25 protein-coding genes are annotated in these 24,068 nt (G+C 71.7%); 10 read left to right on the forward strand and 15 right to left on the reverse strand.

The features are described 5' to 3' along the window. Positions 1–42: 42 nt before the first annotated feature. Positions 43–939: a menaquinone biosynthesis prenyltransferase MqnP gene (mqnP, locus tag ACH4J0_RS26770; protein WP_396243135.1), complete on the reverse strand. Its 897-nt coding sequence runs from the start codon at positions 937–939 to the stop codon at positions 43–45. Then, positions 936–2,393, reverse strand: a complete 1,458-nt coding sequence (locus tag ACH4J0_RS26775) for a menaquinone biosynthesis decarboxylase (RefSeq protein WP_396243136.1) — start codon at positions 2,391–2,393, stop codon at positions 936–938. The genes mqnP and ACH4J0_RS26775 overlap by 4 nt, the downstream gene beginning before the upstream one ends. A 94-nt stretch (positions 2,394–2,487) precedes the next feature. Between ACH4J0_RS26775 and ACH4J0_RS26780 the strand changes: the two genes are divergently transcribed. The 4 genes from ACH4J0_RS26780 to ACH4J0_RS26795 all read left to right on the forward strand — a co-directional run bounded on the left by ACH4J0_RS26780 (position 2,488) and on the right by ACH4J0_RS26795 (position 6,112). Next, a complete protein-coding gene (locus ACH4J0_RS26780; RefSeq protein WP_396243137.1) occupies positions 2,488–2,928 on the forward strand; it encodes a PLD nuclease N-terminal domain-containing protein in 441 nt (146 codons plus the stop codon). A 449-nt stretch (positions 2,929–3,377) separates the two neighbouring features. Next, on the forward strand, positions 3,378–4,979 hold the full coding sequence (locus tag ACH4J0_RS26785) for an acyl-CoA carboxylase subunit beta (RefSeq protein ID WP_380460444.1): 1,602 nt from the start codon (positions 3,378–3,380) through the stop codon (positions 4,977–4,979). An 81-nt stretch (positions 4,980–5,060) separates the two neighbouring features. Then, positions 5,061–5,270, forward strand: coding sequence for an acyl-CoA carboxylase epsilon subunit (locus tag ACH4J0_RS26790; RefSeq protein ID WP_396243138.1), 210 nt, complete (start codon positions 5,061–5,063; stop codon positions 5,268–5,270). Positions 5,271–5,500: 230 nt separating this feature from the next. Beyond that, positions 5,501–6,112 carry a ScbR family autoregulator-binding transcription factor gene (locus ACH4J0_RS26795; RefSeq protein ID WP_396243139.1) on the forward strand — a complete coding sequence of 204 codons (612 nt, stop codon included), beginning with the start codon at positions 5,501–5,503 and terminating at the stop codon, positions 6,110–6,112. A gap of 14 nt (positions 6,113–6,126) precedes the next feature. Here ACH4J0_RS26795 and ACH4J0_RS26800 read toward each other — a convergent pair whose 3' ends face one another. After that, positions 6,127–6,744, reverse strand: a complete 618-nt coding sequence (locus ACH4J0_RS26800; RefSeq protein WP_396243140.1) for a ScbR family autoregulator-binding transcription factor — start codon at positions 6,742–6,744, stop codon at positions 6,127–6,129. A gap of 350 nt (positions 6,745–7,094) precedes the next feature. Between ACH4J0_RS26800 and ACH4J0_RS26805 the strand changes: the two genes are divergently transcribed. Further along, on the forward strand, positions 7,095–8,162 hold the full coding sequence (locus tag ACH4J0_RS26805; RefSeq protein ID WP_396243141.1) for a ScbA/BarX family gamma-butyrolactone biosynthesis protein: 1,068 nt from the start codon (positions 7,095–7,097) through the stop codon (positions 8,160–8,162). Positions 8,163–8,187: 25 nt separating this feature from the next. On the opposite strand, the gene ACH4J0_RS26810 is transcribed toward ACH4J0_RS26805, so the two are convergent. The 7 genes from ACH4J0_RS26810 to hemL form a co-directional block, all read right to left on the reverse strand. Beyond that, positions 8,188–8,592, reverse strand: coding sequence for a hypothetical protein (locus ACH4J0_RS26810; RefSeq protein WP_030284256.1), 405 nt, complete (start codon positions 8,590–8,592; stop codon positions 8,188–8,190). A 118-nt stretch (positions 8,593–8,710) separates the two neighbouring features. Continuing rightward, a complete protein-coding gene (gene ccsB / locus ACH4J0_RS26815) occupies positions 8,711–9,841 on the reverse strand; it encodes a c-type cytochrome biogenesis protein CcsB (protein ID WP_396243142.1) in 1,131 nt (376 codons plus the stop codon). A gap of 3 nt (positions 9,842–9,844) precedes the next feature. Beyond that, on the reverse strand, positions 9,845–11,608 hold the full coding sequence (locus ACH4J0_RS26820; RefSeq protein WP_396243143.1) for a cytochrome c biogenesis protein ResB: 1,764 nt from the start codon (positions 11,606–11,608) through the stop codon (positions 9,845–9,847). Positions 11,609–11,610: 2 nt separating this feature from the next. Further along, on the reverse strand, positions 11,611–12,399 hold the full coding sequence (locus ACH4J0_RS26825; protein ID WP_396243144.1) for a cytochrome c biogenesis CcdA family protein: 789 nt from the start codon (positions 12,397–12,399) through the stop codon (positions 11,611–11,613). Next, positions 12,396–13,010, reverse strand: a complete 615-nt coding sequence (locus ACH4J0_RS26830) for a TlpA family protein disulfide reductase (protein WP_396243145.1) — start codon at positions 13,008–13,010, stop codon at positions 12,396–12,398. Before ACH4J0_RS26830 ends, ACH4J0_RS26825 begins: the two co-directional genes overlap by 4 nt. A gap of 142 nt (positions 13,011–13,152) precedes the next feature. Next, positions 13,153–13,803 (reverse strand): histidine phosphatase family protein, encoded by a 651-nt coding sequence (locus tag ACH4J0_RS26835; protein WP_396243226.1) that lies wholly within the window; start codon positions 13,801–13,803, stop codon positions 13,153–13,155. Between the two features lie 62 nt (positions 13,804–13,865). Beyond that, positions 13,866–15,194, reverse strand: a complete 1,329-nt coding sequence (gene hemL / locus ACH4J0_RS26840) for a glutamate-1-semialdehyde 2,1-aminomutase (RefSeq protein WP_396243146.1) — start codon at positions 15,192–15,194, stop codon at positions 13,866–13,868. A 463-nt stretch (positions 15,195–15,657) separates the two neighbouring features. Between hemL and ACH4J0_RS26845 the strand changes: the two genes are divergently transcribed. Together ACH4J0_RS26845 and ACH4J0_RS26850 are read left to right on the forward strand one after the other, a co-directional pair. Then, the gene (locus ACH4J0_RS26845; RefSeq protein WP_072655062.1) at positions 15,658–16,140 is read left to right on the forward strand and encodes a hypothetical protein; all 483 of its coding nucleotides are present in this window, start codon (positions 15,658–15,660) and stop codon (positions 16,138–16,140) included. A gap of 27 nt (positions 16,141–16,167) precedes the next feature. Beyond that, positions 16,168–16,572 carry a hypothetical protein gene (locus ACH4J0_RS26850; protein ID WP_396243147.1) on the forward strand — a complete coding sequence of 135 codons (405 nt, stop codon included), beginning with the start codon at positions 16,168–16,170 and terminating at the stop codon, positions 16,570–16,572. Here ACH4J0_RS26850 and ACH4J0_RS26855 read toward each other — a convergent pair. The 5 genes from ACH4J0_RS26855 to ACH4J0_RS26875 form a co-directional block, all read right to left on the reverse strand. Continuing rightward, on the reverse strand, positions 16,557–18,032 hold the full coding sequence (locus ACH4J0_RS26855) for an MFS transporter (protein ID WP_396243148.1): 1,476 nt from the start codon (positions 18,030–18,032) through the stop codon (positions 16,557–16,559). The two genes, ACH4J0_RS26850 and ACH4J0_RS26855, sit on opposite strands and share 16 nt — an antisense overlap. A 92-nt stretch (positions 18,033–18,124) precedes the next feature. Then, positions 18,125–18,613: a MarR family winged helix-turn-helix transcriptional regulator gene (locus tag ACH4J0_RS26860; RefSeq protein ID WP_396243149.1), complete on the reverse strand. Its 489-nt coding sequence runs from the start codon at positions 18,611–18,613 to the stop codon at positions 18,125–18,127. A gap of 62 nt (positions 18,614–18,675) precedes the next feature. Continuing rightward, positions 18,676–19,959: a glycosyltransferase family 39 protein gene (locus tag ACH4J0_RS26865; RefSeq protein ID WP_396243150.1), complete on the reverse strand. Its 1,284-nt coding sequence runs from the start codon at positions 19,957–19,959 to the stop codon at positions 18,676–18,678. Positions 19,960–20,124: 165 nt separating this feature from the next. Then, positions 20,125–21,801, reverse strand: a complete 1,677-nt coding sequence (locus tag ACH4J0_RS26870; RefSeq protein ID WP_396243151.1) for an RICIN domain-containing protein — start codon at positions 21,799–21,801, stop codon at positions 20,125–20,127. A 243-nt stretch (positions 21,802–22,044) separates the two neighbouring features. Continuing rightward, on the reverse strand, positions 22,045–22,284 hold the full coding sequence (locus ACH4J0_RS26875) for a chaplin (protein WP_396243152.1): 240 nt from the start codon (positions 22,282–22,284) through the stop codon (positions 22,045–22,047). A gap of 571 nt (positions 22,285–22,855) precedes the next feature. Here ACH4J0_RS26875 and ACH4J0_RS26880 point away from each other — a divergent pair. The 3 genes from ACH4J0_RS26880 to ACH4J0_RS26890 all read left to right on the forward strand — a co-directional run bounded on the left by ACH4J0_RS26880 (position 22,856) and on the right by ACH4J0_RS26890 (position 24,008). Continuing rightward, positions 22,856–23,098 (forward strand): chaplin, encoded by a 243-nt coding sequence (locus tag ACH4J0_RS26880; protein ID WP_396243153.1) that lies wholly within the window; start codon positions 22,856–22,858, stop codon positions 23,096–23,098. A 110-nt stretch (positions 23,099–23,208) separates the two neighbouring features. After that, positions 23,209–23,478, forward strand: coding sequence for a chaplin (locus tag ACH4J0_RS26885; protein WP_396243154.1), 270 nt, complete (start codon positions 23,209–23,211; stop codon positions 23,476–23,478). A gap of 149 nt (positions 23,479–23,627) precedes the next feature. After that, on the forward strand, positions 23,628–24,008 hold the full coding sequence (locus tag ACH4J0_RS26890) for a hypothetical protein (protein ID WP_396243155.1): 381 nt from the start codon (positions 23,628–23,630) through the stop codon (positions 24,006–24,008). The last annotated feature ends 60 nt before the right edge of the window (positions 24,009–24,068 follow it).

Genomic DNA, 24,068 nt, shown 5'->3' on the forward strand with positions numbered 1-24,068 from the left:
CGCCTGACGACCGACCCGCGGCTAGGTTCGACCGCCGCGGCCTCAGACCCCGAGGCCGCGGACGAGCAGGTCGACCAGGGCGAAGAAGAACAGGGAGATGCCGACGAAGCTGTTCGTCTGGAAGAAGGCCCGGTTGAGCTTGGACAGGTCGTTGGGCCGGACGATGGTGTGCTCGTAGACGAAGGCGCCGGCGACGACCACCAGGCCGGTCCAGAACGCCGGGCCGGCGTGGGTGAGGACCGCGAACCAGCCGAGCAGCAGGGTGGTGAGGAGGTGGCAGACCCGGGCGCCCCGGATCGCGGCCGGGACGCCGAAGCGGGCCGGCGGGGAGCCGACGCCGTTGTCCCGGTCGGACTCGACGTCCTGGCAGGCGTAGATCAGGTCGAAGCCGCCGATCCAGATGCCGACCGCGACGCCCAGGACCACGGCCTCCCAGGACCAGCTGCCGGTCACCGCGAGCCAGGCGCCCACCGGCCCCATGGCCTGGGCCAGACCCAGGATGGCCTGCGGGAAGTTGGTGAACCGCTTGCCGTACGGGTAGACCACCATCGGCACCACGGCCACCGGGGCGAGGGCCAGGCACAGCGGGTTGAGCATCGCCGCGGCGCCGAGGAAGACCACCAGGGCGACCGCCGATCCGACGTACGCGGTCCTCAACGACACGGCACCGGTGACGAGTTCGCGCCCGGCGGTGCGCGGGTTCCGGGCGTCGAGCTCGCGGTCGATGATCCGGTTGGCGGCCATGGCGAAGGTGCGCAGGCCCACCATGCAGACGGTGACGACGAACAGCTCGCCCCAGTGCACCCGACGGTCGGCCAGGAACATGGCGGTCAGGGCGGCGATGTAGGCGAAGGGCAGGGCGAAGACCGAGTGCTCGATCATCACCAGGCGCAGGAACGCCCTCGTACGGCCCGGGGTTTCGACGGCAGCCGTGCTCACAGTCCGTATTCCTTCCAGCGACGCGAGACCAGTGCGGCCGTGGTCGGGTCCGAGGTCACCATCTCCGGCCAGCCGCCGTCGCGGGTGTAGCCCTCCTCGGGGAGCTTGCGAGTCGCGTCGATGCCTGCCTTGCCTCCCCAGAACTGCTGGTAGGAGGCGTGGTCGAGGTGGTCGACCGGGCCTTCGACCACCGTGAGGTCGCGGCTGTAGTCGACGTTCCCGAACGCCCGCCAGGCGACTTCCTGGTAGTCGTGGACGTCGCAGTCGGAGTCCACCACGATGATCAGCTTGGTGAGCGACATCATGTGGGCGCCCCAGATCGCGTGCATCGTCTTCTGGGCGTGCTTGGGGTACTTCTTGTCGATCGAGACGATCACGCAGTTGTGGAAGCCGCCGGCCTCGGGCAGGTCGTAGTCGACGATGTCCGGGATGATGATCTTCAGCAGCGGCAGGAAGAACCGCTCGGTGAACTTGCCCAGCGGGCCGTCCTCCGTCGGCGGGCGGCCGACCACGATGGACTGGAGGATCGGACGGCGGCGCATCGTCACGCAGTCGATCGTCAGCGCCGGGAAGGGCTCCTGCGGGGTGTAGAAGCCGGTGTGGTCGCCGAACGGCCCCTCGGGGAGCATCTCGCCGGGCTCCAGCCAGCCCTCCAGGACGACCTCGGCGTCGGCCGGGACCTGGAGCGGGACGGTCTCGCAGTCGACCATCCGGACCCGCTCGCCCGCGATGAAGCCCGCGAACAGGTACTCGTCGATGTCGCCGGGCAGTGGCGCGGTCGCCGCGTAGGTGACGGCGGGCGGGCAGCCGAAGGCGATCGCGACCGGGAGGCGCTCGCCGCGCTTCGCCGCGACCGCGTAGTGGTTGCGGCTGTCCTTGTGGATCTGCCAGTGCATCCCGATGGTGCGGCGGTCGTGCCGCTGGAGCCGGTAGAGGCCGAGGTTGCGGATGCCGGTGTCCGGGTCCTTGGTGTGGGTCAGCCCCAGGTTGAAGAAGGAGCCGCCGTCCAGCGGCCAGGTGAAGAGGGCGGGGAGCTCGTCCAGGTTGACGTCGTCGCCGGTGAGCACGACCTCCTGGACCGGGGCGTCGCCGGACTTCACGTTCCGGGGCGGGACGTGCGCCATCGAGGCGAGCTTGCCGAAGGCGTCCCGGAAGCCGGTGAAGCCCTGCGGCAGTTCGGGCTTGAGCAGGCCGGCGATCTTCTCGGAGACGTCCTCCGGGCCCTTGAGGCCGAGCGACTTGGCGAGGCGCCGTTCGGTGCCGAAGACGTTCATCGCGAGCGGCATCGACGAGCCCTTGACGTTCTCGAACAACAGCGCCGGGCCCTTGGCCTTCTGCACGCGATCGACGATCTCGCCGATCTCCAGGTGGGGGTCCACCTCCGCCTTGATGCGCTTGAGGTCGCCCTCGCGGTCGAGGGCCCGGAGAAACGAGCGGAGATCGTCGTATGCCATGCCTGTCAGTATCCGCCACCCGATAGCCTGGCTTGCGTCAAGGGCCCGGGAAGGCGCCCGCCGCTACCGCCCTCGCCGGGGGGAGATCGCAGCCGTGCTGAGGATTCTTCTGACCATCGTCCTTCCGCTCGCGCTGTGGGTGTGGGCGTTCATCGACTGCCTGGTCGCGCCCGAGGACGAGGTGAGGCACCTGCCGAAGCCGATCTGGCTGATCATCGTGCTGCTCTTCCCGCCGCTGGGCCCGATCGCCTGGCTGGTGGCCGGCAAGCGGCGCGGCTTCCTGCGGACCGGCGCGCCGGACGGGCAGCCGGGGCAGCGGACCGCGGAGGGCCGGGCGGGCCACGGCGCCGCGCGGGGCGGGCGTCCGCTGGCGCCGGACGACGATCCGGAGTTCCTCGCGTCCCTCGGGAAGGGTTCGTTGAAGGGGAACGACAAGGATCACGAGGACATGCTCAGGCAGTGGGAGGCCGATCTGCGCCGCCGCGAGCGGGAGCTGCGGGGCGGGGACGAGCCCGAGGACGGACGAAAGAGCTGATCGGAGCGTTCCCCGCTCCCCCGGACAGCCCACCCGGCCACGCGCGGGTGGGCTGCGGTGTTTTTGGCGCTTCCCTACGACTGCGGACCCTCCGCCACGAATCGGCCCGTTCCCGGCGCCAGGGTTGAGCGGCGCTTCAGCCGGACTCCAGACGGCCGCCCTACAGTGCTGCGAGACAGCCCTGACCTGCGCTTTTCTTCATGCTCAGATCATCAGACCATCATCCGCCCAGCTACCACGAGTATTCGAACGGACACCGAGCGCACCCCCGTCACACCTGCCGCTTCTGTACAGGCCTGACAGCTAAACGAACTCGACCTTGTACGGAATCGACGCCGAAACCAGCGCGCGGCCCCTCGTACAGTCATAAGTGAAGAAATTGATTCGCAGCTGGGGGCACAGCAGACGTTGGCTGTCGGACAGTTCCCTCACCCTTGGAGTGGTTCGAGATGACGGTTGTGCATGAGGCGCCGGTCGGCGGCGAGGTCCCCGAGGTCCCGGTCGACGCCAAGGGGCGGGTCGCCGAGCTCCACGAGCTCCGCGAGAAGGTGCGTCGCGGCCCCAGCGAGAAGGCCACGGAGGCCCAGCACGCGAAGGGCAAGCTGACCGCCCGCGAGCGCATCGACCTGCTGCTGGACGAGGGCTCCTTCCGCGAGGTCGAGCCGCTGCGCCGGCACCGCGCCCAGGGCTTCGGCCTGGAGGCCAAGAAGCCGCACACCGACGGCGTGATCGTCGGCTGGGGCACCGTGCACGGGCGCACCGTGTTCACCTACGCGCACGACTTCCGGATCTTCGGCGGCGCCCTGGGCGAGGCCCACGCGCAGAAGATCCACAAGATCATGGACATGGCCATCGCGGCCGGCGCCCCGCTGGTCTCGCTGAACGACGGCGCCGGCGCCCGCATCCAGGAGGGCGTCACCGCCCTGGCCGGTTACGGTGGCATCTTCCAGCGCAACACCAAGGCCTCCGGCGTCATCCCGCAGATCTCGGTGATGCTCGGCCCGTGCGCCGGCGGCGCCGCGTACTCCCCCGCGCTGACCGACTTCGTCTTCATGGTCCGCGAGACCTCGCAGATGTTCATCACCGGCCCGGACGTGGTCCAGGCGGTGACCGGCGAGAAGATCAGCCAGAACGGTCTGGGCGGCGCCGACGTGCACGCCGGCGTCTCGGGCGTCTCGCACTTCGTCTACGACGACGAGCAGTCCTGCATCGAGGAGGTCCGCTACCTTCTGTCGCTGCTGCCGCAGAACAACCGCGAGATGCCGCCGTCCGTGGTCAGCGAGGACCCGGTCGAGCGCCGCAACGACAGCCTGCTGGACCTGGTGCCCGCCGACGGCAACCGCCCGTACGACATGCGCAAGGTGATCGAGGAGATCGTCGACCACGGCGAGTACCTGGAGGTCCACGAGCGCTGGGCGACCAACGTGCTGTGCGTGCTGGCCCGGGTCGACGGCCACGTCACCGGCATCATCGCCAACCAGCCGCAGTCGCTGGCCGGCGTGCTGGACATCAACGCGAGCGAGAAGGCCGCGCGCTTCGTCCAGATGTGCGACGCCTTCAACATCCCGCTGGTCACCCTGCTGGACGTGCCCGGCTTCCTGCCCGGCGTCGACCAGGAGCACGGCGGCATCATCCGGCACGGCGCCAAGCTGCTGTACGCGTACTGCAACGCCACCGTGCCGCGCATCTCGCTGATCCTGCGCAAGGCCTACGGCGGCGCCTACATCGTGATGGACTCCCGCTCCATCGGCGCGGACCTGTCCTACGCCTGGCCGACCAACGAGATCGCGGTGATGGGCGCCGAGGGCGCCGCCAACGTCATCTTCCGCCGCGAGATCAACGGCGCCGAGGACCCGGACGCCATGCGGGCCCAGAAGATCAAGGAATACAAGAACGAGCTGATGCACCCGTACTACGCGGCCGAGCGCGGCCTCGTGGACGACGTCATCGACCCGGCCGAGACGCGCCAGGTGATCGCCTCCGCCCTGGCCATGCTCCGCACCAAGCACGCCGACCTGCCCAGCCGCAAGCACGGCAACCCGCCGATGTAGCGGCGCGGTTCACCGCGAGCAGGCCGTACCGAGCACCACCACACACACCAGAGCACCAGCAACCGGGGGAGAAACCAGGACATGACCGCTTCCGCCGAACCCCTCGTCCGCATCGTCCGTGGCAGCCTCTCCGACGAGGAACTCGCCGCCCTCACCGCCGTTCTGGCGGCCCGCGCGGCCGTCGCCCAGCAGGCCGCGGCCGCCGCGCAGGTCGAGCCGATCGCCCGCTGGCAGCGGCTTGAGCGCCGCCCGGCCTACTACTCGCCGGTCAGCTGGCAGCAGGCCGCCTGACGGTTCCGGACCTCATCCGACGGCCGGTCACCCCCTCCGGGTGACCGGCCGTCGGGCCGTTCGGGCCGGGCCCTCGGGACGGAGCGGGGCGTACGCACACCGTTCGCACCCTTCCGATCGGGCACGGAGCGGCTCGGTAGGATACCTACCGGACGGTTTAGCGCCCGTCGCCCGTCGGCCCCCATAGGATCGGCCGCTGCCGAGGTACAGAACTTTCCAGGGAGGCTGCGATGGCCAGGCAGGCCCGCGCGCTGGCGACCCGCCAGGCGGTACTCCTCGCGGCGGCCGAGGTGTTCGACGAGCGGGGCTACGCCGCCGCCACGATGTCCGAGATCCTGGACCGCGCCGGCGTCACCAAGGGCGCGCTGTACTTCCACTTCCACTCCAAGGAGGAACTGGCCCTCGCCGTGATCGAGGGCCAGGGCGCCTGGATCGCCTCCTGGGTGCCGACCTCGGACAGCCCGGTGCAGACCCTGATCGACCTCGGGTACGCGTTCGCCCGCGCGCTCCAGGAGGACCCGCTGGTGCGCGGCAGCATCCGGCTGACGATCGAGCACGGCAGCTTCACCCAGCCTCAGATCGCCGCCTACCAGGGCTGGATGGACCTGGTCCGCGAACTGCTGGAGCGCGCCCGGGAGGCCGGGGACCTCCACCCGGGGGTCGACCTGGTGGCGGCCTCCGGGGTGATCACCGGCGCGGTGACCGGGATCCAGCTGAGCTCCCAGGTGCTGGCCGACCGGCAGGACCTGATCCAGCGGATGGCCGACCTGTGGACGCTGCTGCTGCCGGGGCTGGTCCAGCCTCACGCACTCGCCCGGCTGAGCGTCGCCGAGCGCCGCTGACCGCGACGCCCCGGTCAGACCCGGTAGCCCGCGCAGTCCTGCTGGCCCACCAGGGCCGGCAGTGCCGCCGCCCACAGCCGCCGGACGGCCTCCGGCGCCGGGCGCCCGACCTGGTCGGCGGCCAGCAGCACCTGCCCCGCCACCACCGCGACGAGCAGCTCGGCGCAGGCGCGCCGGTCCGCCCCCGGGCGCAGTTCGCCGGCCCGGTCGGCACGGTCCAGCAGGCGGTGGACGACGGCGGTGAGGCCGCGCCAGGCGGTGTCCGGTCCGGATGCTCCCCCGTCCGGCCGCGGCCCCCGGCGGCCGAGCCGGACGCCGGCCCGCACCACCACGTCCTCGCGCAGCAGCCGGGCCAGCTCGTGCGAGAAGTCGATCAGTCCCTGGACGGCCCGGCCCTCGGCGCGCAGGGCACCCAGCGCGGCCGACCCGATCCGCCGCCCTGCGGCGGCCCGCACCCCGTCGGCCAGGGCCTGCTTGGAGACGAAGTGGAAGTAGAGGGCGCCCTTGCTCACCCCGGCCCGGCGACTGATGTCGACCAGGCTGGCGGCCTCGAACCCGGCCTGCGCGAAGGTGTCCGCGGCCGCGAGCAACACGGCCTGCCTGGTCCGCCCCGCGCGTTCCTGCTTGACCACTGACCCCTCCGGACTCCGCCGGTCGCGCTCCCCGCCCCGCCCGGCTGTTGTCGGCGCGCCCTCGGTCGGTGGCTGCGCCTCGCATGCGGACGACACCCGCCGAAACCGCATGGTTGGTATCTAATCTAGCGCCTTTGTCGACCCCGCCGTCCAGCGGGGAGGGCCCCCGCCCAAGGTCTGTCCTCTTCGTTTCGGGCATCACCGCAGACCAGGGGCCAGGTAGCGTGGTCGCTCCGGGCACTGCGACGGGGCCACCCCCGATCACAGAACACAAACCGGGTGGTATGTATGTTTTGCTGTGGGGCGTCCGTAGCGGCCGCTCGACCGACACCCTGGAGCTGGGGCCAGTCATGCCATTGATCGTAGAGCCGGACGTTCACGGCCCCTTCGCCCACCCCGGCTCCGGCGTACACCCGAACGCGGGCCCGAACGGCTCCGGTTACGACTTCCACGACCGGACCGTCTCCCGGCACCTGGTGCACCGCGCCTCGGTCTCCGAGGTCTTCCTCACCGGTTGGCAGGCCACCGGCCCGTACGACTTCCTGCTCGGCGCCCAGTGGCCGCGGCTGCACGGCTTCTACCGGCTGCCCGGGGACCGCTACCACGACCCGGTGCTGATGGCCGAGACCATCCGGCAGGCCGGGCTGCTCGTCGGCCACGCCGGCTTCGGGGTGCCGCGCGACCACCACTTCGTCATGGAGGACCTCGGCTACGCGCTCGGCGAGGCGGGCCTGCCGGGCCTCGCCGTCACCACCGGCCCGGCCTCGCTGATGCTCACCGTCGGCTGTCAGGACGTCCGGATGCGCCACGGCCGGCTCGCCTCGCTGCGGGTGCACGCCGAGATCGCCCGGGACGGCCGGCGGATCGGCCACGGCTCCGGTCAGCTGCGGGTGGTCACCCCCGCCTCGTACGAGCGGCTGCGCGGCCCCGGACGGAGGGTCGCCACCCCGCCGCTGCCGCCGGAGCCCGCCGCGCCCGAACTCGTCGGCCGCGCGCAGCCCGCGGACGTGGTGCTCAGCCCGACCCTGCGGCCGGACACCTGGCTGCTGCGCGCCGACGCCGGGCACCCGGTGCTGTTCGACCACGAGCTGGACCACGTGCCCGGGATGCTGGTGCTGGAGGCCGCCCGGCAGGCCGCCCAGCGGCTGCACCACCCCGAGCCGGTGGTGCCGGTCGAACTGGTGACCTCCTTCGACCGCTACATCGAGCTGGACCGGCCCTGCTTCGTGCGGGCCGTCCGCGAGCCGTCGGCGGACGGCCGCCGCACCCCCGTCCTGGTCAGGTTGCTCCAGGACGGGCGGACGGCGGCCGAGTGCCGGCTGCTCACCGAGCCGGTCGACGGTCCGCGGGTGCCGGTCCGGCGGAACGCCTTCGACGGCCGCCCCGCCGTTCCCGGCCTGCTGCCGCTGGCCAGCTGAGCCCGTCAGGCGGGCCGGGGCCCCGTCAGGCGGCCACCAGGGTGGCCGGCCGGCCGGCGTGCATCACGCTGAGGTTGGCCGCCAGCCGGACCGGGTCCTGGGCCAGCCAGAGCCGCAGCGCCGCGCCCAGGGCCGCGCTGGCCGACTCGATCCGGACGTCGGTGATCTGGGCGATCCGGGCCGCGCCGGGCACCAGCAGGTCGGCCAGCGCGGTCGGCAGCCAGACCGTCAGCGCGCACGGCGCCGGCGTCGCGAGGGCGCTCAGCAGCCGGTAGGCGTCCCCCGGCGCGCTGAGCGTGGGGATGATGTCCAGCAGAGCGTCGGCCACCACTTCGGACACGTCGCTCCGGTGTCCCTGGGCGAGCCGTCGGAGCAGCAGTTGCTCGGCGGCGGTGATTCGGACGGTCAGCATGACCTCGTCGCACTCCATTGCGCGATTTCCTCCTCGTTCCTCCCCGTACCGGCACGGACGGCCGGCACGAACTACCCCTGTTGCACCGCGGCCCGGCCTCCTGCGGAAAGCCGGGCCGTTCGGTGCGCCGCCCCGGTCAGATACCCGCGTACGAGTGCTTGCCGGTGACGAAGATGTTCACGCCGTAGTAGTTGAAGAGCCAGCAGGCGAACGCCGCCAGCGCCAGGTACGCGGCCTTGCGGCCCTTCCAGCCGGCCGTCGCGCGGGCGTGCAGGTAGCAGGCGTAGGCGACCCAGGTGATGAACGACCAGGTCTCCTTCGGGTCCCACTCCCAGTACTTGCCCCAGGCGGCCTCGGCCCAGATCGCGCCCGCGATGATGGTGAACGTCCACAGCGGGAAGACCAGGGCGTTGATCCGGTAGGACAGCTTGTCGAAGGTGGACGCGGCGGGCAGCCGGCGCCAGATCGAGGGCGAGGTGCCCAGCGGGCCGGTGGTCAGGCCGGCCGCCATCCGCTTGTCGAAGGAGTCCTTGCCGAGGTACAGCAGGGTGGCGATGAACGCGGCGTAGAAGGCGCCGCCGCAGAAGATCGCGGTGGAGACGTGGATCGCCAGCCAGTACGAGTGCAGCGCCGGGACGAGCTGCTCGGAGTCGGTGTACAGCACCTGGGTCGCGATGCCGAGCGTCAGCAGCACCGCGACGGTGACCGGCAGGCCGAGCCAGCGGACGTTCTTCCGCGCGGCCAGCAGGACCACGTACGCGGCCGTCATCGCGAAGGCGAAGGCGCAGGAGAACTCGTACATGTTGCCCCACGGCCAGCGGGACACCGAGAGGCCGCGGGCGACGATGCCGCCACCGTGCAGCAGCAGGGCGAGGACGGTGAGCGAGATCGCGATGCGGCCGGCCAGGTCGGCCCGCTCGCTGGTGCCGGCCGCGCCCGGGCCGTCCACGTCCTCGTCGCCGCGCCCGCCGGTGACCACCGTCGCGCCATCGCCCGCCAGGACGGTGCGGGTGAGCGTGGTGGTGCCGCCCTTCGCCCCGGCCACGGTGACGGTGACCTTCTTGGCGGCCTTGGGCTCCGCGGCGGCGACGGTCTCGGCCAGGTTGCCCGACTGCTCCTTGGAGCGGACGGCGACCGCGCCCTTGCTGCCGAACGTCCACTCGAACATGTGGGCGAACATGGCGATCGTGTAGACCGCCATCGCCGAATAGATCAGGTAGTTGGAGAGGTCGGCCAGCTGTGGGTCGACTCCCGAGGCGGGATGCACCGTCTACTCCTTGGAGTTCTGGTCGGCGGGGACTGCGGGGTCCGAGGCCTCGGCCTCGGGGTCGTCGGGTAGTGCTTCCTCGGCCGGGGCCCCGGCGTCGGCCTCCGCGGTTCCGTCTTCCTCCTCCGACGCCGGGGCGTCGTCCTGGAGGTCCACCGCGAGTTCGGCCAGCTCCTCGGCGATCTTCGCCGACTCGCTGCGGGCCAGACCGGCCAGCTCCACCTGGGTGCCGCCGCCCGGCAGGGCCACCGCCCGCACCCAGATCCGGCGGCGCTGGATGAACAGCGAGCCGATCAGGCCGAGGATCGCCAGGACGGCGCCGGTCAGCGCGATCGCGTTGCCAGGGCGGTGCGAGACGTTGAAGCTCGCCCACTGCTTGTAGCCCTCGAAGGTGACGCTGCCGTAGCCGTTCGGCAGGTCCCAGGCCTGGCCGGGCTTGAGCAGGGCCTTGGCCGGCTGACCGTCCTGCTGCATCTGGGTGAGCTTGGAGGTGTTCAGCTGGTAGATGTTCTGCGGCAGGCCGGAGTCGGTGCCGAGGTCGCCGGAGAAGGCGTTCAGCACCAGCTCGGGGGCGGCGTCGCCGGGGAACAGCGAGATCGGGCCGGTGCCGGCGAAGCTCAGCGGGGCGGTCGGCAGGAAGAAGCCGGAGAAGCCCAGCTGGGTCCTGTTGCCGTCCGGGCCGGCGCCGTAGTCGGAGACCTTCACCACGCCGGTCGAGGTCAGGTTGGCGTCCTGCGGCAGGAACGGCACGACGTCGTGGTAGACCACGTCGCCCTTGCCGTTCTTCACGGTGATCACCGGGGCGTAGCCGTGGCCGATCAGGTAGACCTTGCTGCCGCCGATCTCCAGCGGGTGGTTGACCTCGATCGTGCCCTTCTTCAGCTTCGACTCGTCGCTGCCCTGGTAGTACTCGACGTTCGCGGTGAACTGCCGGGCGGCGCCCATCTGGTCACCGGTGTTCTGGAACTTGGAGGTGAAGTCGTCGAGCTTCAGGTAGAAGGGGTCGAGGTCCTGGTTCCCGTAGAACCGGGTGCCGGTGAAGTCGTCGAGCTGGGTGATGGTGTTGGAGTACCCCTGCCCCTCGACCATCAGCTTGCCGCCGGTGCCGGAGGCCAGGCTGGCCCAGGCGAAGCCGCCGAGCAGCGCGAACAGCGACAGGTGGAACAGTAGGTTGCCGACCTCGCGCAGGTAGCCCTTCTCGGCGGCCACCGAGCCGCCGGACAGGTTGGCGCGGAAGCCGCGCTTGCGCAGCAGCCGGTGGGCGGCGGCGTTCACCTGCTCCGCGTCCGCCCCGGTGCGCCAGGCCGCGTACACCGGCATCCGGGTCAGGTTGCGCGGCGCGGCCGGCGGCTGCGCGCGCAGCACGCCGACGAACTGCCAGGTGCGCGGGACGATGCAGCCGGCCAGCGAGACGAACAGCAGGATGTAGATCGCGGAGAACCAGACCGAGCTGTAGACGTCGAACAGCTGCAGCTTCTCGTAGATCGGCGCGACCGCGGTGTGCTGTGCCTTCCAGGTCTGCACCTTGAACTGGTTCTGGCCGTTCTGCGGGATCAGCGAGCCCGGGATGGCGGCCAGCGACAGCAGGAACAGCAGGATCAGGGCGACCCGCATCGAGGTCAGCTGGCGCCACATCCAGCGCGCCCAGCCGAACACCCCTATGCCGGTCGGCCCCTCGGACTCGACCGGTGCGGTGCTGAGCCGCTCGGCGGCGGCCTCGTCGTCCGGTGCCGGGGGCAGCTCGGTATCGGTCGTGGTCTTGCTCACGGTCAGATTCCGATCTGGGAGTCGGCGGTCCAGGACTGCAGTTCGCTCATCCAGGAATCCCAGATCCCGGTGACGAGCAGCAGACCGACCGCGACGAGCATGCCGCCACCGATCCGCATGACGAGCGGGTAGTGCCGTTTGACCCACCCGAAGGCACCCAGCGCCCGGCGGAACGCCAGCGCGGCCACGATGAACGGTACGCCGAGGCCCAGGCAGTAGAAGGTCATCAACAGGGCCCCGCGCGCCGCGTCCGCCTGGTTCAGGGACAGGGTCTGGACGGCGGCCAGGGTCGGGCCGATGCAGGGCGTCCAGCCGACGCCGAACACCATGCCCAGCAGCGGCGCGCCGAGCAGGCCGACGGCCGGGCGGCGGTGCGAGCGCACCTCGCGCATGCTCAGGCCGGGGACGAGGCCCATGAAGGCCAGGCCCATCACCACGGTGAGCGAGCCGAGCACGATCGAGATGACCCGCTTGTGCTCCTGGAGGGTGTTGCCGAACTGGCCGAACAGCGCCCCGCCGGAGACGAAGACCACGGTGAAGCCGAGGATGAACAGCGTCGCCCCGAGCAGCATCCGGCCGCGCCTGGTACCGCGGGCATCGGCGAGGTCGGCGGCGGAGAAGCCGGTCACGTACGAGAGGTAGCCGGGCACCAGTGGCAGCACGCAGGGCGAGAAGAACGACACCAGCCCGGCCGCCAGCGCGATCGGCGCCGCGGCCAGCAGCGCGCCGCTCTGCACGGTGGTGAAGGTGTCGGCCAGCGGGAGGCCGGCCGGCTGCAGTGGCCCACTCACTGCTGCTGCTCCGCGACCACCGGCTGGACGATCGACTCCAGCGCGTCCTGGGTCGTCCCGCCGACGGCACGGGCGGCCAGCTTGCCGTCGCGGTCGACGACCAGGGTGGTCGGGATGGACTGGGGGTTGAGGCTGCCCCTGGGGAACTTGAGCAGCTGGGTGCCGGCCGGGTCGAAGATGCTCGGGAAGCTGACGCCCTGCTCCTGCTCGAAGCGGACGGCGTTGGTCTTGTCGGTGTCCCGGGTGTTGATGCCCAGGAACTGGACGCCCTTGTCCTTGTACTCGTCCGCGACGGCCTGGAGGTTCTTCGCCTCGGCCCGGCACGGCCCGCACCAGGAGCCCCAGACGTTCAGCACCACGACCTTGCCGCGGTAGTCCGAGAGCTTGACCTGGTTGCCCTCCAGGGTCTCCCCGGAGATGTCCGGCGCGTCCCCGCGCTTGCCCGCGTCCGCCTTCGACAGGTTCGTCCCCTTGACGGTGACGAAGCCGACCTGGCCTTCGCCGCTGCTCGACGAGCCCGAGGAGGAACAGCCGGTGAGGACGAGCGCAGCGGCGGCGACTGTGGCGGCGGCTGCGGCGACACGGGGACGGGGGCGCGTCATGGCAGACATGTGAAAAGTTTCGCATGGAGTTCCAGGCGGGTTCGGGGGGGTCCTCCCTTGCGCGCCACACCCCATCTGACCTGCGACGACTTCGGGTCACCCGGCGATCGCCAGGTGACCCGAAGTCATACTTACGCACCCCTTACGGGCGTCAGGCGCCGAAGCTCTTGCCCACCGGTTTGTCGCCCTTGCGGCCCTTGCCCACCAGGTGCGCGGGCAGCAGGTCACGGGCCGGCTCGCGGTAGCCGACCGAGACGATCCTGTCGCCCTCGAAGGTGAAGCTGGTCAGCGAGGCCAGCGAGCACTGCCGGTTGCGCGGGTCGTGCCAGAGCCGGCGGCGCTCGACGAAGGAGCGGACGATCCAGATCGGCAGCTGGTGGCTGACGCAGACCGCCTCGTGCCCGCGGGCGGCGTCCCGGGCGGCACCGAGCGCGCCCATCATCCGCACCGCCTGGTCGAGGTACGGCTCGCCCCAGGAGGGCCTGAAGGGGTTGGTGAGGTACTTCCAGTAGCCCGGGTTGCGCAGCGAGCCGTCGCCGACGCCGAAGGTCTTGCCCTCGAAGACGTTCTCCGCCTCGATCAGTCGCCCGTCCGCCGCGACGTCCAGGCCGTGCGCCTTGGCGATCGGCGCGGCGGTCTCCTGCGCCCGCTCCAGCGGGGAGGCCACCACGTGGGTGATGTCCCGGTCGGCCAGGTCCTCGGCGACCCGGTCGGCCATCTGCCGGCCCAGCTCGGACAGGTGGTAGTCCGGCAGGCGCCCGTACAGGACGCCCTCCGGGTTGTGCACCTCACCGTGACGCATCAGGTGGACGACGGTGATCTCTTCGGCACTCACTTCTCAACTACTCCTGGGGTCGGTTCCGGCTAGGCCGTGGCGGCGGCAGCGGCGCGCGCGGCGGCCGGCAGGGCGGCGGCGATCCGCTCGATCGCCCGCTCGTCGTGGCTCGCCGAGACGAACCAGGACTCGAAGGCGGACGGCGGCAGGTAGACGCCGTCGGCCAGCATCGCGTGGAAGAAGGCGGTGAAACGGTACGCCTCCTGGGTCCTGGCCTCGTCGTAGTTGGTGACCGCGGCCTCGGTGAAGAACACCGAGAACATGTTCCCGGCGGTCTGCAGCCGGTGCGCCACGCCCTCCTTGGTGAGCGCCTCGGAGACCAGCCCGGAGATCTCGGCGGACACCCGGTCCACCGTCGCGTACACCTCGTCGGTGCAGCCGCGCAGCTGGGCCAGGCCGGCCGCGGTGGCGACCGGGTTCCCGGACAGGGTGCCCGCCTGGTAGACCGGGCCGGCCGGGGCCAGGTGGGCCATCACGTCGGCGCGACCGCCGAAGGCCGCGGCCGGGAAGCCGCCGCCCATGACCTTGCCGAAGGTCAGCAGGTCCGGGGCCCAGCCCTCGTTGGCCGCCTCCAGGCCGTACCAGCCGGCCTTGGAGACGCGGAAACCGGTCATCACCTCGTCGGAGATGAACAGCGCGCCGTTGTTCCGGCAGAGCCGGGCCAGGCCGGCGTTGAAGCCGGGCAGCGGCGGGACGACGCCCATGTTGCCGGGCGAGGCCTCGGTGATGACGCAGGCGATCTCGCCCGGGTGGGCGGCGAAGGCCTGCTCGACCGCGGCCAGGTCGTTGTACGGCAGCACGATGGTGTCGCCGGCCTGGGCGCCGGTGACGCCCGGGGTGTCCGGCAGGCCGAAGGTGGCCACGCCGGAACCGGCGGCGGCCAGCAGCGCGTCCACGTGACCGTGGTAGCAGCCGGCGAACTTGACCACCTTCGCCCGGCCGGTGAAGCCGCGGGCGAGCCGGATCGCGGACATGGTGGCCTCGGTGCCGGAGGAGACCAGCCGGACCTGCTCGACCGGGGCGACCCGGGCGACGATCTCCTCGGCGAGCTCGACCTCGCCCTGGCCGGGCGTGCCGAAGGAGGTACCGAGGGCGACGGCCCGCTGGACGGCGTCGATCACGGCGGGGTTCGCGTGGCCGAGGATCATCGGACCCCACGAGCACACCAGGTCGACGTACTCGCGGCCGTCGGCGTCGGTGAGGTAGGGGCCGGTGCCGGACACCATGAAGCGCGGCGTACCGCCGACCGCGCGGAAGGCGCGCACCGGGGAGTTGACGCCGCCGGGCGTGACCACGGAGGCGCGATCGAACAGCGACTGGGACTGGGGGGCTTCGTAGGGGTAGCTCACGTGAGACATGGTCTCAAATCGTGTCCTTGAGCTCTGCATGTCCGGCCCGATCATCTGGAACGATGATCCGGGCACCGTTGTCTGTACGGTTGTCCGTGACGGTCGTCCGTGACGGTCGCGTACGGGCGGGGCCGCTGGCTGTTCCGGAGCACGGACCAGTCAGACTGTGTGCACAGAGCGCGACGAGCGCTCCGGTTGTGTGCAGGGGTGTGGAGAGGACTGCCGCCTACCGCAGGTGGGTACGGCGGCGCATGACGGGTAAGGAGCACGTCCGGTGGGCGCCGGGCGTGCGGGGGTCTGTCGATTCCGGCGAATTCCGGTGAGGATGGTCCGAGTGTCCGAGGCGCAGGACGGCTTCGACGAGGCGGCGGGAGGCTCCCGCAGGCCCGCCGAAACGGCACGCGGGGGTACGGGAGCGGGTACGGGGCGTGGTCGTCGCGGCGGCGAGAGGCGGGGTGAGGGACGCGTGGGGGTGACCTACAAGTACTTCGGCGCACCGGACCGCGCGACCGCCGCCAGAGTCCCCACCGCCCTCGGTCCGGGCGGACTCGGCCTGGACGCCGGCGAACTCGGCGCCCTGGGGCGGCTCGGCGACCTGATGGAGACCAGCGGCTCCCCCACCGGCCACCTCTCCACCAAGATCAAGCCGGAGACCATGAGCGCCATGGTCCTCACCGGCATCCAGGGCGTCCCGCTGCACCAGGTGCCGCCGCTGGAACTCGTCGTCCTGCACCCGGACTACGCCGTCGTCCAACTCCCCCACAACGTGGTCGAACCGCTCCGCAAGGCGGACGAGACGGAGCTGGGCGCCGCCGCCTTCATCTGGTCCACCGTCCCCGACCGCCGCGGCCCCCGCGACGCCTTCGTGATCTACACCATGCTGCACGAGTGGCAGGACTTCGCCAACCGGCTGCACGAGGCCGGGCACCAGCTGTACTGCCTGGTCTGGCCGTAACAGGGGCGCACCACCGGGGGGAACCTCATGACGTACGCAGCACCGGCCGCGGGAGCGCCCTCCCGCGGCCGGTTCGAAGCCGCCTACCCCCTGCTGCCGATGGGCGTCGGCCTGGCGTGCACGTGGTGGTCCGCCGACCAAGTCGGCGGCGTGCGGCGCGCGTTGAGCGAGTGCCATGACAGTGACGGCGCTCCCGGGTACGTCCTCCCGCTCGGCTGGACCGGCGTGGCGCTGGGCGCCCTCGCGGTCGGCTGGGCCGTCTGGATCGTCGTGGCCGCGTTCCGGCGGCGGTCGGTGGTGCGGGTGGGCTGCCTGCACGGCGCGCTGGTGGCCCTGTTGCCGGTGCTGGTGCTCGCCGTCGCGGTCCAGGCCGTCAGCGCGGGGGACGACGGCGACTACACCCACCGCCTCCACCACTACTGCTCGGGCTGACGTCGGTCATCCTGGCCGGACGGCTGGTTGACGGACGGTCGGAGCACCACCGCCGCCAGCGCCAGGGCCGCCGCGAGCAGACCGGCGGCCACCGTGAAGGCTAGTCGGAAGCCGCCGGTGAGCGCCTCGGCCGCAGGCTGCCCCGCGGCGGCCAGGGCGCCGGCGCGGCCGTCGGCGAGGGTGGTGAGCACGGCGACGCCGAACGCGCCGCCGACCTGCTGGGTGGTGTTGAACAGGCCGGAGGCGGTGCCCGCGTCCTCCGGGCCGGCGCCGGACATGCCGAGCACCGCGAGCGCCGACAGCACCAGCCCGCCGCCGCCGATCAGCAGCATGGTCGGCAGCAGGTGGACGGGGTAGTCGGCGTCGGCCGGCAGCCGGGCCAGCAGGCCGAGCGCGACGACCAGCATCGCGAGGCCCGCGAGCAGCACCGCGCGCTCGCCGAACCGGGCGCCCAGCCGGGCCGAGAGCAGCAGCGACACCGCGCCGATGGCGACCGCCGCGGGCAGCATCGCGAGGCCGGTGGCGGCGGCGCCGTAGCCGAGGACCTGCTGCAGGTAGAGGGCGACCAGGATCTGGAAGGCGAACATCCCGGAGATGGTCAGGAGCTGCACGGCGTTGGCGCCGGAGACGTTGCGGGAGCGGAACATCCGCAGCGGCAGCAGGGGCCGGGCGGCCCGGGCCTGACGGAGCAGGAAGGCGGCCAGCAGGGCGAGGGAGAGCGCGCCGAGGCCGAGGGTGCGGGCGGAGGTCCAGCCGTGGACGCCGGTGCCGACGACGGTGTGGATGCCGAGCATCAGGCCGGCGGTGATCAGCGCGGCGCCCAGGGCGTCGGCGCCGACCCGCAGGCCCGGGCCTCGGTCGGTCTCCAGCACCCGGGCGGCCAGCAGGACGGCGGCGAGGCCGAGCGGCAGGTTGATCAGGAAGATCCAGTGCCAGCTGAGGGCCTGGGTGAGGACGCCGCCGAGGACCTGGCCGATCGAGGCACCGGCCGCGCCGACGAAGCTGAACGCGCCGATCGCCCGGCCGCGCTCGCCCGGCTCGGGGAAGAGCGTGACGACCATGCCGAGGCTGACCGCGGAGGCCATCGCGCCGCCGACGCCCTGGAGGAAGCGGGCGGCGATCAGCATCCCCTGTCCGGTGGCGGCGGCGCAGAGCAGCGAGGCGGCGGTGAAGAGGGCGAGTCCGGCGACGAACACGCGCTTGCGGCCGATCAGGTCGCCGAGCCGGCCGGCCAGCAGGAGCAACCCGCCGAACGCGATCAGGTAGGCGTTGACCGTCCAGGTGAGGTCGGCGGGCGAGAAGTGCAGGTCGTCCTGGATGGCGGGCAGCGCCACGGTGACGATCGAGCCGTCCAGGACGATCATCAGCATGCTGGCGCAGAGCACCGCGAGGGCCAGTGCGCGGGGGCGAACGGGGGCCGGGGGCACCGTGTCGGGCGCGGCCGGGGCGTGCGTGGTCATGGCGGATCTCCCGGTTCGTCGAGTACCGGGAAGGACGCTACCAGATTGTTTTGTTCGGGACTATCTATCTCGGGAGGAGATGCGGAGGGGTGTCAGCCACGGGAACGGCGGGCGCGGCGGACGGTGCGTTCGCTCTCGACCGGCTCCGCCAGGTGCCCCTCCACCAGGTGGGTCAGGGCGGAGACGAAGACCTCCCGCTCCGGCTGCGGCAGCGCCTCCAGCAGCTCGCGGTGGACCTGGTCGGCGATCGCGGTCCCCTGCACGACGGCGCGCTCGCCCGCCTCGGTGACCGAGATGATCCGGGCCCGGCGGTCCGTGGCGGACGGGCGGCGCTCGGCCAGGCCCGCCTTCTCCAACTCGTCGACGGTGACCACCATGGTGGTCTTGTCCAGGTCCGCCAGCTCGGCCAGCTGGATCTGGGTGCGCTCGGCCTCCTGCGCGTGGAACAGCACGCAGTACGCGCGGGGGGTGATCCCGAGCTCGGTGAAGGCCGCCGCCATCCGGGTCGCCAGCATGTGGCTCGCGTGGTCCAGCAGGCCGGAGATGTCGCGGATCTGGCGCACGGGCGGGGTCGTCGTCATACGTCCGAGGTTAGCAACGGCCCGTCTGCTGCCGGATGATCCCGTAGCCAACCAACCCGGGGTTACGGGATGCCCAACTCGAACAGCGCATAGCCCGCGTACCAGCCCGCCGCGATCACCGGCATCGCGAACATCCCGACCAGCGAGGAGGTCCGCACCCGGCGCAGCGCCACCGCCAGACCGATGAACAGCGGGAAGGCGGGCAGCAGGTAGCGCGAGATGTTGCCGAAGATCTGGTTGCTGCTCAGCGCGGTGAAGATGGTCAGCGCGGTGTACACCCACAGGACCAGCGGCGGGCGGGCCTGCCGGAGCAGCACCAGCAGGCCGGGCAGGGCGATCAGCAGGGCGATGGCGATCAGGTCCGGGACGGGGTTGGACTGCCAGAAGTCCCAGTGGCCGGTGATCACGTCCATGATCGTGCGCAGGGTGGAGGCGCCGAAGTCGAAGTAGCGGTTCCAGGCGCCGCGCTGGAGCTTGAAGTAGCCGCCCCAGTCGCCCATCCGCCAGCCGACCCAGGCGACGTAGCCGAACAGGCCCCACGGGGTGATCAGCATCGCGGTGAGCGGGCGGGCCACCCCGTCGGTGCGGCGGACCAGCGCGACCAGCGCGGCGATCGAGACGGCGGCGATCAGCGCGGCGGCGGTCGGCCGGTTGAGGCCCGCGACCAGGGCCAGCAGCCCGGCGGCGACCCAGCGGCGGGTCATCACGCAGTAGCAGGCCCAGGCGGACAGCGCGACGAACAGCGAGTCCGAGTAGACCGCCCACTCCACGCCGGAACCCGGGAACAGGCCCCAGATCACCGCGGCGATCACACCCGCCCGGAAGCCGCCGATCCGCTCGGCGATCGCGAAGATCCCGGCTGCGGCGACCAGCGAGGCCAGCACCGAGACCACGATCCCGGAGCCGTACGGGCCGAGCCCGGTCACCGCGCCGACCAGCCGCATCAGCCAGGGGTAGAGCGGGAAGAAGGCGGAGGAGTTCTCGTAGTAGGTGGCCAGCGGGAAGCCGTGCAGCGGGATCAGCTGCGGGTCGTACCCGTTCTCGGCGATCCGCTGGTACCAGATGCCGTCCCAGGTGCCCAGCACGTCCCAGGCGTGGGCGCCGCCGCCGCGGCCGACCTGCTTCTTCAGGTAGTCGCCGGTGTGCTCCAGCAGCACCAGGAAGACGGTCAGGCCGATCGCCTTGACCACCGCGTACGCGCCGAGCGCGGGCGCGAAGCGGTCCACCAGCGCCCGGAACCGCTCGGGCGCACGGCCCGTCCGCTCCTCCGGGCGCTGCCCCGCCGCGACCGGCTCGGTGCTGGACGGCTCAGTGCTGGACGACTCGGTGCTCGATGCCGTGCTCATCTGCTCTGGGTACTCCCCGCCCCGCTCATGGTGCGCGCGGCTCCGGCGCAACGACGTTCCCGTGAGCCTACGGCACGGCCCACCGGGCTCCACGCCCCGCAGCCCCTCGGCGGAGGACGGGTTCGCCGTCGCCGCCCGGTGGGGGCGGCGACGGCCTGAGCCACCTCAGCCGTGGACGTAGAGGATGCCGAGCTTGGTGAGTTGCCAGAGCTGGGCGGGGGCGCCGGTGTCGGTGGCGAGTTCGACGTAGGGGTTGCCCTTGGCGTCGAGGGTGGTGCCGGTGGCCAGGACCTTGGTCGGGTCCGCGGAGTCGGCGATCTTGTAGGTGCCGTTGCCGGCCGGCTTGAACACCCAGTGCTGGTTGGCGCCGCCGTTGCAGCCCCACTGCTGGATCCGGGTGCCGGGGGCGGTGGCGGCGGCGTTGGCGTCCAGGCACATGTCGCGGTTGCCACTGAAGTCCAGTTCGTAGCTGCCGCCGGACTTGGCCTCCAGGACGAAGGACTGGTTCAGTCCGCCGCTCGCCGGGTAGCTGATGGCGGCCCTGCCGTTGGTGGAGTCGCCGTAGGTGCCGCCGCCGGAGAGGTCGAGCGCGTTGCCGGTGGCCGCGTTGGTGAGCTGGTACCAGGAGCCGTCCTCGGGACCGTCACCGAAGGGCCTGCCGGGGGTGAGGGGCTGGATCGAGGTGGTGTTCTGCTGGTTGAGCGTGCAGTACGCCTCGGTCTGGTCGGGGTTGGCGAAGAACTGGCCGAGGCAGACGCCCTCACCGCGGTAGCCGGCCACCCGCAGGTGGTACGACTGGCGGACCATGTTCATGCACAGCCCGGGGATGCCGATCTGGGAGTCGCAGCCGTTGCGCGCCCACTCGGAGAGGTTGATGACGTCCCCGTTGGAGTACTCGTACGGCGAGGTCGTCCACTCCGCGCACACCTCGTGTCCGAAGGCGACCCGCCGCTGGTCCAGGTACCGCACGCCGGGCACCTGTTCGGCCGCGCCGCGGAGTGCGTCGCTCAACGTCGGGACGACCCAGTTGTGGCCCCAGGCGAGGTCCTCGGGGAAGGCCGGACAGCCGTCGGCGATCTTGCCGAGGTAGTCGTTGCGCCGGATGTCCGGCGTGATCGGGTTGAAGTACGACTGGTAGACCAGCTGGTACGCGGAGTCGGCGTAACCCGCCTTGCGCATGGTCTGCCGGATGTTCTGCAGTGCGGCGACGACCTTGGGCTGGACCCCCTTGGCCCGCCGGCGGATCTCGTCGCTGCCGATGGTGTCCCGGCAGCCCTGGTCCTTGGGGATCGGGAAGTACTGCGCGAGGCAGTGCATCATGATCCCGCTGAAGTCGAAGTCGTCGTTGGCACCGATCGTGACGACGACCATCTTGACGTCGTACTTGCTCGCCGTGTCGGCGAGTTTCACGTCCTGCTTGGGCTCGCCGAAGTCACCGCTGCCCGGGCCGGTGATCTTGGCCAGCTCGGGGTCGCTGACCAGGTCGCCGGTCTGGGCGCCGGAGCAGGCGAGGTCGATCGGGGTGACGGCGGGGATGTCGGTGACGAAGATCTCCGACTTGGGATGGCGGTGGCAGTAGTTGGTGGGGGTGTCCGTCTCCGGGAAGTAGCCGTCGCCGGTGTCGGTGCCGGCGCCCTCCCCGGAGATGGCACTGTCGCCGAGGGCGACGATCGCGGCCGGGCGGGTGGCGGCCTGGGCCGGAGCGGGGGCGTCGTCGGCGAGGGCGGCGGGGGCGCCGGCCAGGCCGAGGGTGGCCACGAGGACGCCGGTGGCGAGCAGTGCGGCGGACCGGGACGAGCCCGTTCGCGCTCCTCGCGCCGCGGACGTGCGGAACCTGATCACACGCGACTCCTTGCGGGGGCGGGGGAACCGTCCGGCCGGGGGTGCCGGGCGGTGCGGAGCAAGAGCGGTGCAGAAAGGTGAGCAGGTCTCAGATTCTAGGTACTGACAAGTAGTACAACAAGGCTCCTGACGACACCGCGCGCTGACGCGGCGACAGCGGAACGGACGCGGAAAAGCCGCCGCTCCGCGCCCCAGGAGGGAAGCGCGGAACGGCGGCTCTCACCGGCCGAACCGGGTGCGGACTCAGCCCACGTTGGCGCAGTGGTTGCCGAACGCAGGGTTCAGCAGGCCGGCGGCGTCGACGGTGTTGCCGCACAGGTTGAGCGGAATGTGGATCGGCACCTGGATCTGGTTGCCGGAGATTACACCGGGGGAACCGGCGGCGACACCCTCGGCGCCGGCACTGGCCATCGCGGTGCCGGCGCCGGCGGCCACGATGCCCACCACAGCCGCGCCGACGGCGGCGGTCTTCTTGATGCTCATGTGAGCCTCCTGACTGTTCAACAGAGATGCACGGGGAGTGCGACATCTAGAACGAGACCCGTCCGGACCGGTTGCGACGGTGCGCGCACTGTCACCCGTCCGGAGCAGCGGAGCCCCTGACCGGCATTCGGGTGATCGACGGGCCGGGCCGTTTCCCCCCGCGCGCCGCCTCGTTCTCCCTGGCGAAGACGATTCAACCGGCCCTACTCAATGAAATCGAGTACCGCCCATGCGCAGCTCGCCCACGGCCTCGTCGACACCGAGACCACCGGCAAGTCGGTCGACGTGGCGGGCCCCCAAGAACCCGGCGTTCGACGACACCGCCTGAACGCCTGACCGGGAATTCCTGGTCACGCCATTGTCCGAATCGTTCCCGGCCGCGCGGAAATCGTTCGCGAGGCACCGGGAACGACGCGGCGGCTGCGTCGACGCCCGAGCCATGGGCGGAACACGCCAGTGTGCGCCGTCGGAGTGACAATCACGGCGATCCCTGAAGCCATCGGGTGAGCATTCAATGCTCGCCCGGCTCCCGACATTTCCCTTCCGTCGGGCAGAAACTCGGAGGAAATTCATGCGTAACCTCAAGAAGGCCGCCGCGCTGTCGGTGGCCGCCACCGGCCTGGTGCTCGGTGCCGCCGGCGGCGCGTTCGCCAGCGCGGGCGCCGAGGGTGTCGCCGCCGGTTCCCCCGGCGTGCTCTCCGGCAACCAGATCCAGGTGCCGATCCACATCCCGCTCAACCTGTGCGGCAACACCGTCGGCGCGGGCGGCATCCTGAACCCGGCGTTCGGGAACCACTGCGCCAACATCGGCTGAACCGGCGGTCGCCGCACCGGCGACAGCTGATTCACCGAGCACGTGCCGCGGCCCGCAGCGCCGGGGGGCGGCACGCTCCAAACCATGTGTGATCGAGGAGATCAACCCCCATGCAGAACGTGAAGAAGGTCGCCGTCCTCTCTGCCGCCGCTGCCGGCCTGCTGCTGGGCGCGGCGGGCTCAGCCGCCGCCAGCGCGGGCGCCGAGGGCGTGGCCGCCGGCTCCCCCGGCGTGCTCTCCGGCAACCAGATCCAGGTGCCGATCCACATGCCGCTCAACCTGTGCGGCAACACCCTCGGCGCGGGCGGCCCGCTGAACCCGGCCTTCGGCAACACCTGCGCCAACGTGGAGATGCACCCGAAGCCCGCGGACGACTGCTGATCCCCGATCGGCACGCGTTCCGGCCGTCCTGCCCCCCGACCAGTCGGCCGGGGGGCAGTTCGGCATCTCCGCCCCGGACGTCCGGACCCCGGGGCCCGTCTCCCGGGTCCGACCGGACCCGGGCCCCACTCCACCGAAGGGTGATCCGCATGGTTTCGAAGAAGGGCGGGGCCGGCCTGGCCGCCGCCGTGGGCGCGGTGGTGCTGCTCGGCGCCGGTTCGGCGCAGGCCGCCACCACCTCGGGCGGGCAGGCCCCGGCAGGCCCCGCCTCGCTCGCGAAGACCGACGTCGGGCAGGCGCTGAACGGGACGACGGCCGGGCTCGGCTACGGCGTCGCGCCGATCAAGAGCCTGCGCCTGGACCCGTGGGCCAACTCCTCGGCCGACGTGCTCAACAACGGTGCGACCGTCCAGCCGGACCAGGGCCTGGCCCCGGTGGGCACCGGCACGCTGACCGGACCGCTGAGCGCGGGCGGCGGCGTCAAGGACCTCCCGCTGGTCGGCGGGCTGTCCGGCGTCCTGCCGGGCTGAGCGGTCGGACGCGCCGGAGCCCGGCACCCCGCCTGGTGGCCGGGGGTGCCGGGCTCCGGC

It is taken from the genome of Kitasatospora sp. NPDC017646 (assembly GCF_044329365.1).
Classification (GTDB): domain Bacteria; phylum Actinomycetota; class Actinomycetes; order Streptomycetales; family Streptomycetaceae; genus Kitasatospora.

Excerpts from the sequence above, each read along its gene's own strand:
- ACH4J0_RS26775 (WP_396243136.1), bottom strand. The coding sequence starts at position 2,393 with ATGGCATACGACGATCTCCGCTCGTTTCTCCGGGCCCTCGACCGCGAG.
- ACH4J0_RS26785 (WP_380460444.1), top strand. The coding sequence starts at position 3,378 with ATGACGGTTGTGCATGAGGCGCCGGTCGGCGGCGAGGTCCCCGAGGTC.
- ACH4J0_RS26790 (WP_396243138.1), top strand. The coding sequence starts at position 5,061 with ATGACCGCTTCCGCCGAACCCCTCGTCCGCATCGTCCGTGGCAGCCTC.
- ACH4J0_RS26795 (WP_396243139.1), top strand. The coding sequence starts at position 5,501 with ATGGCCAGGCAGGCCCGCGCGCTGGCGACCCGCCAGGCGGTACTCCTC.
- ACH4J0_RS26805 (WP_396243141.1), top strand. The coding sequence starts at position 7,095 with ATGCCATTGATCGTAGAGCCGGACGTTCACGGCCCCTTCGCCCACCCC.
- ACH4J0_RS26810 (WP_030284256.1), bottom strand. The coding sequence starts at position 8,592 with ATGGAGTGCGACGAGGTCATGCTGACCGTCCGAATCACCGCCGCCGAG.
- ACH4J0_RS26830 (WP_396243145.1), bottom strand. The coding sequence starts at position 13,010 with ATGTCTGCCATGACGCGCCCCCGTCCCCGTGTCGCCGCAGCCGCCGCC.
- ACH4J0_RS26835 (WP_396243226.1), bottom strand. The coding sequence starts at position 13,803 with ATGCGTCACGGTGAGGTGCACAACCCGGAGGGCGTCCTGTACGGGCGC.
- hemL (WP_396243146.1), bottom strand. The coding sequence starts at position 15,194 with ATGTCTCACGTGAGCTACCCCTACGAAGCCCCCCAGTCCCAGTCGCTG.
- ACH4J0_RS26850 (WP_396243147.1), top strand. The coding sequence starts at position 16,168 with ATGACGTACGCAGCACCGGCCGCGGGAGCGCCCTCCCGCGGCCGGTTC.
- ACH4J0_RS26855 (WP_396243148.1), bottom strand. The coding sequence starts at position 18,032 with ATGACCACGCACGCCCCGGCCGCGCCCGACACGGTGCCCCCGGCCCCC.
- ACH4J0_RS26860 (WP_396243149.1), bottom strand. The coding sequence starts at position 18,613 with ATGACGACGACCCCGCCCGTGCGCCAGATCCGCGACATCTCCGGCCTG.
- ACH4J0_RS26865 (WP_396243150.1), bottom strand. The coding sequence starts at position 19,959 with ATGAGCACGGCATCGAGCACCGAGTCGTCCAGCACTGAGCCGTCCAGC.
- ACH4J0_RS26875 (WP_396243152.1), bottom strand. The coding sequence starts at position 22,284 with ATGAGCATCAAGAAGACCGCCGCCGTCGGCGCGGCTGTGGTGGGCATC.
- ACH4J0_RS26880 (WP_396243153.1), top strand. The coding sequence starts at position 22,856 with ATGCGTAACCTCAAGAAGGCCGCCGCGCTGTCGGTGGCCGCCACCGGC.
- ACH4J0_RS26885 (WP_396243154.1), top strand. The coding sequence starts at position 23,209 with ATGCAGAACGTGAAGAAGGTCGCCGTCCTCTCTGCCGCCGCTGCCGGC.
- ACH4J0_RS26890 (WP_396243155.1), top strand. The coding sequence starts at position 23,628 with ATGGTTTCGAAGAAGGGCGGGGCCGGCCTGGCCGCCGCCGTGGGCGCG.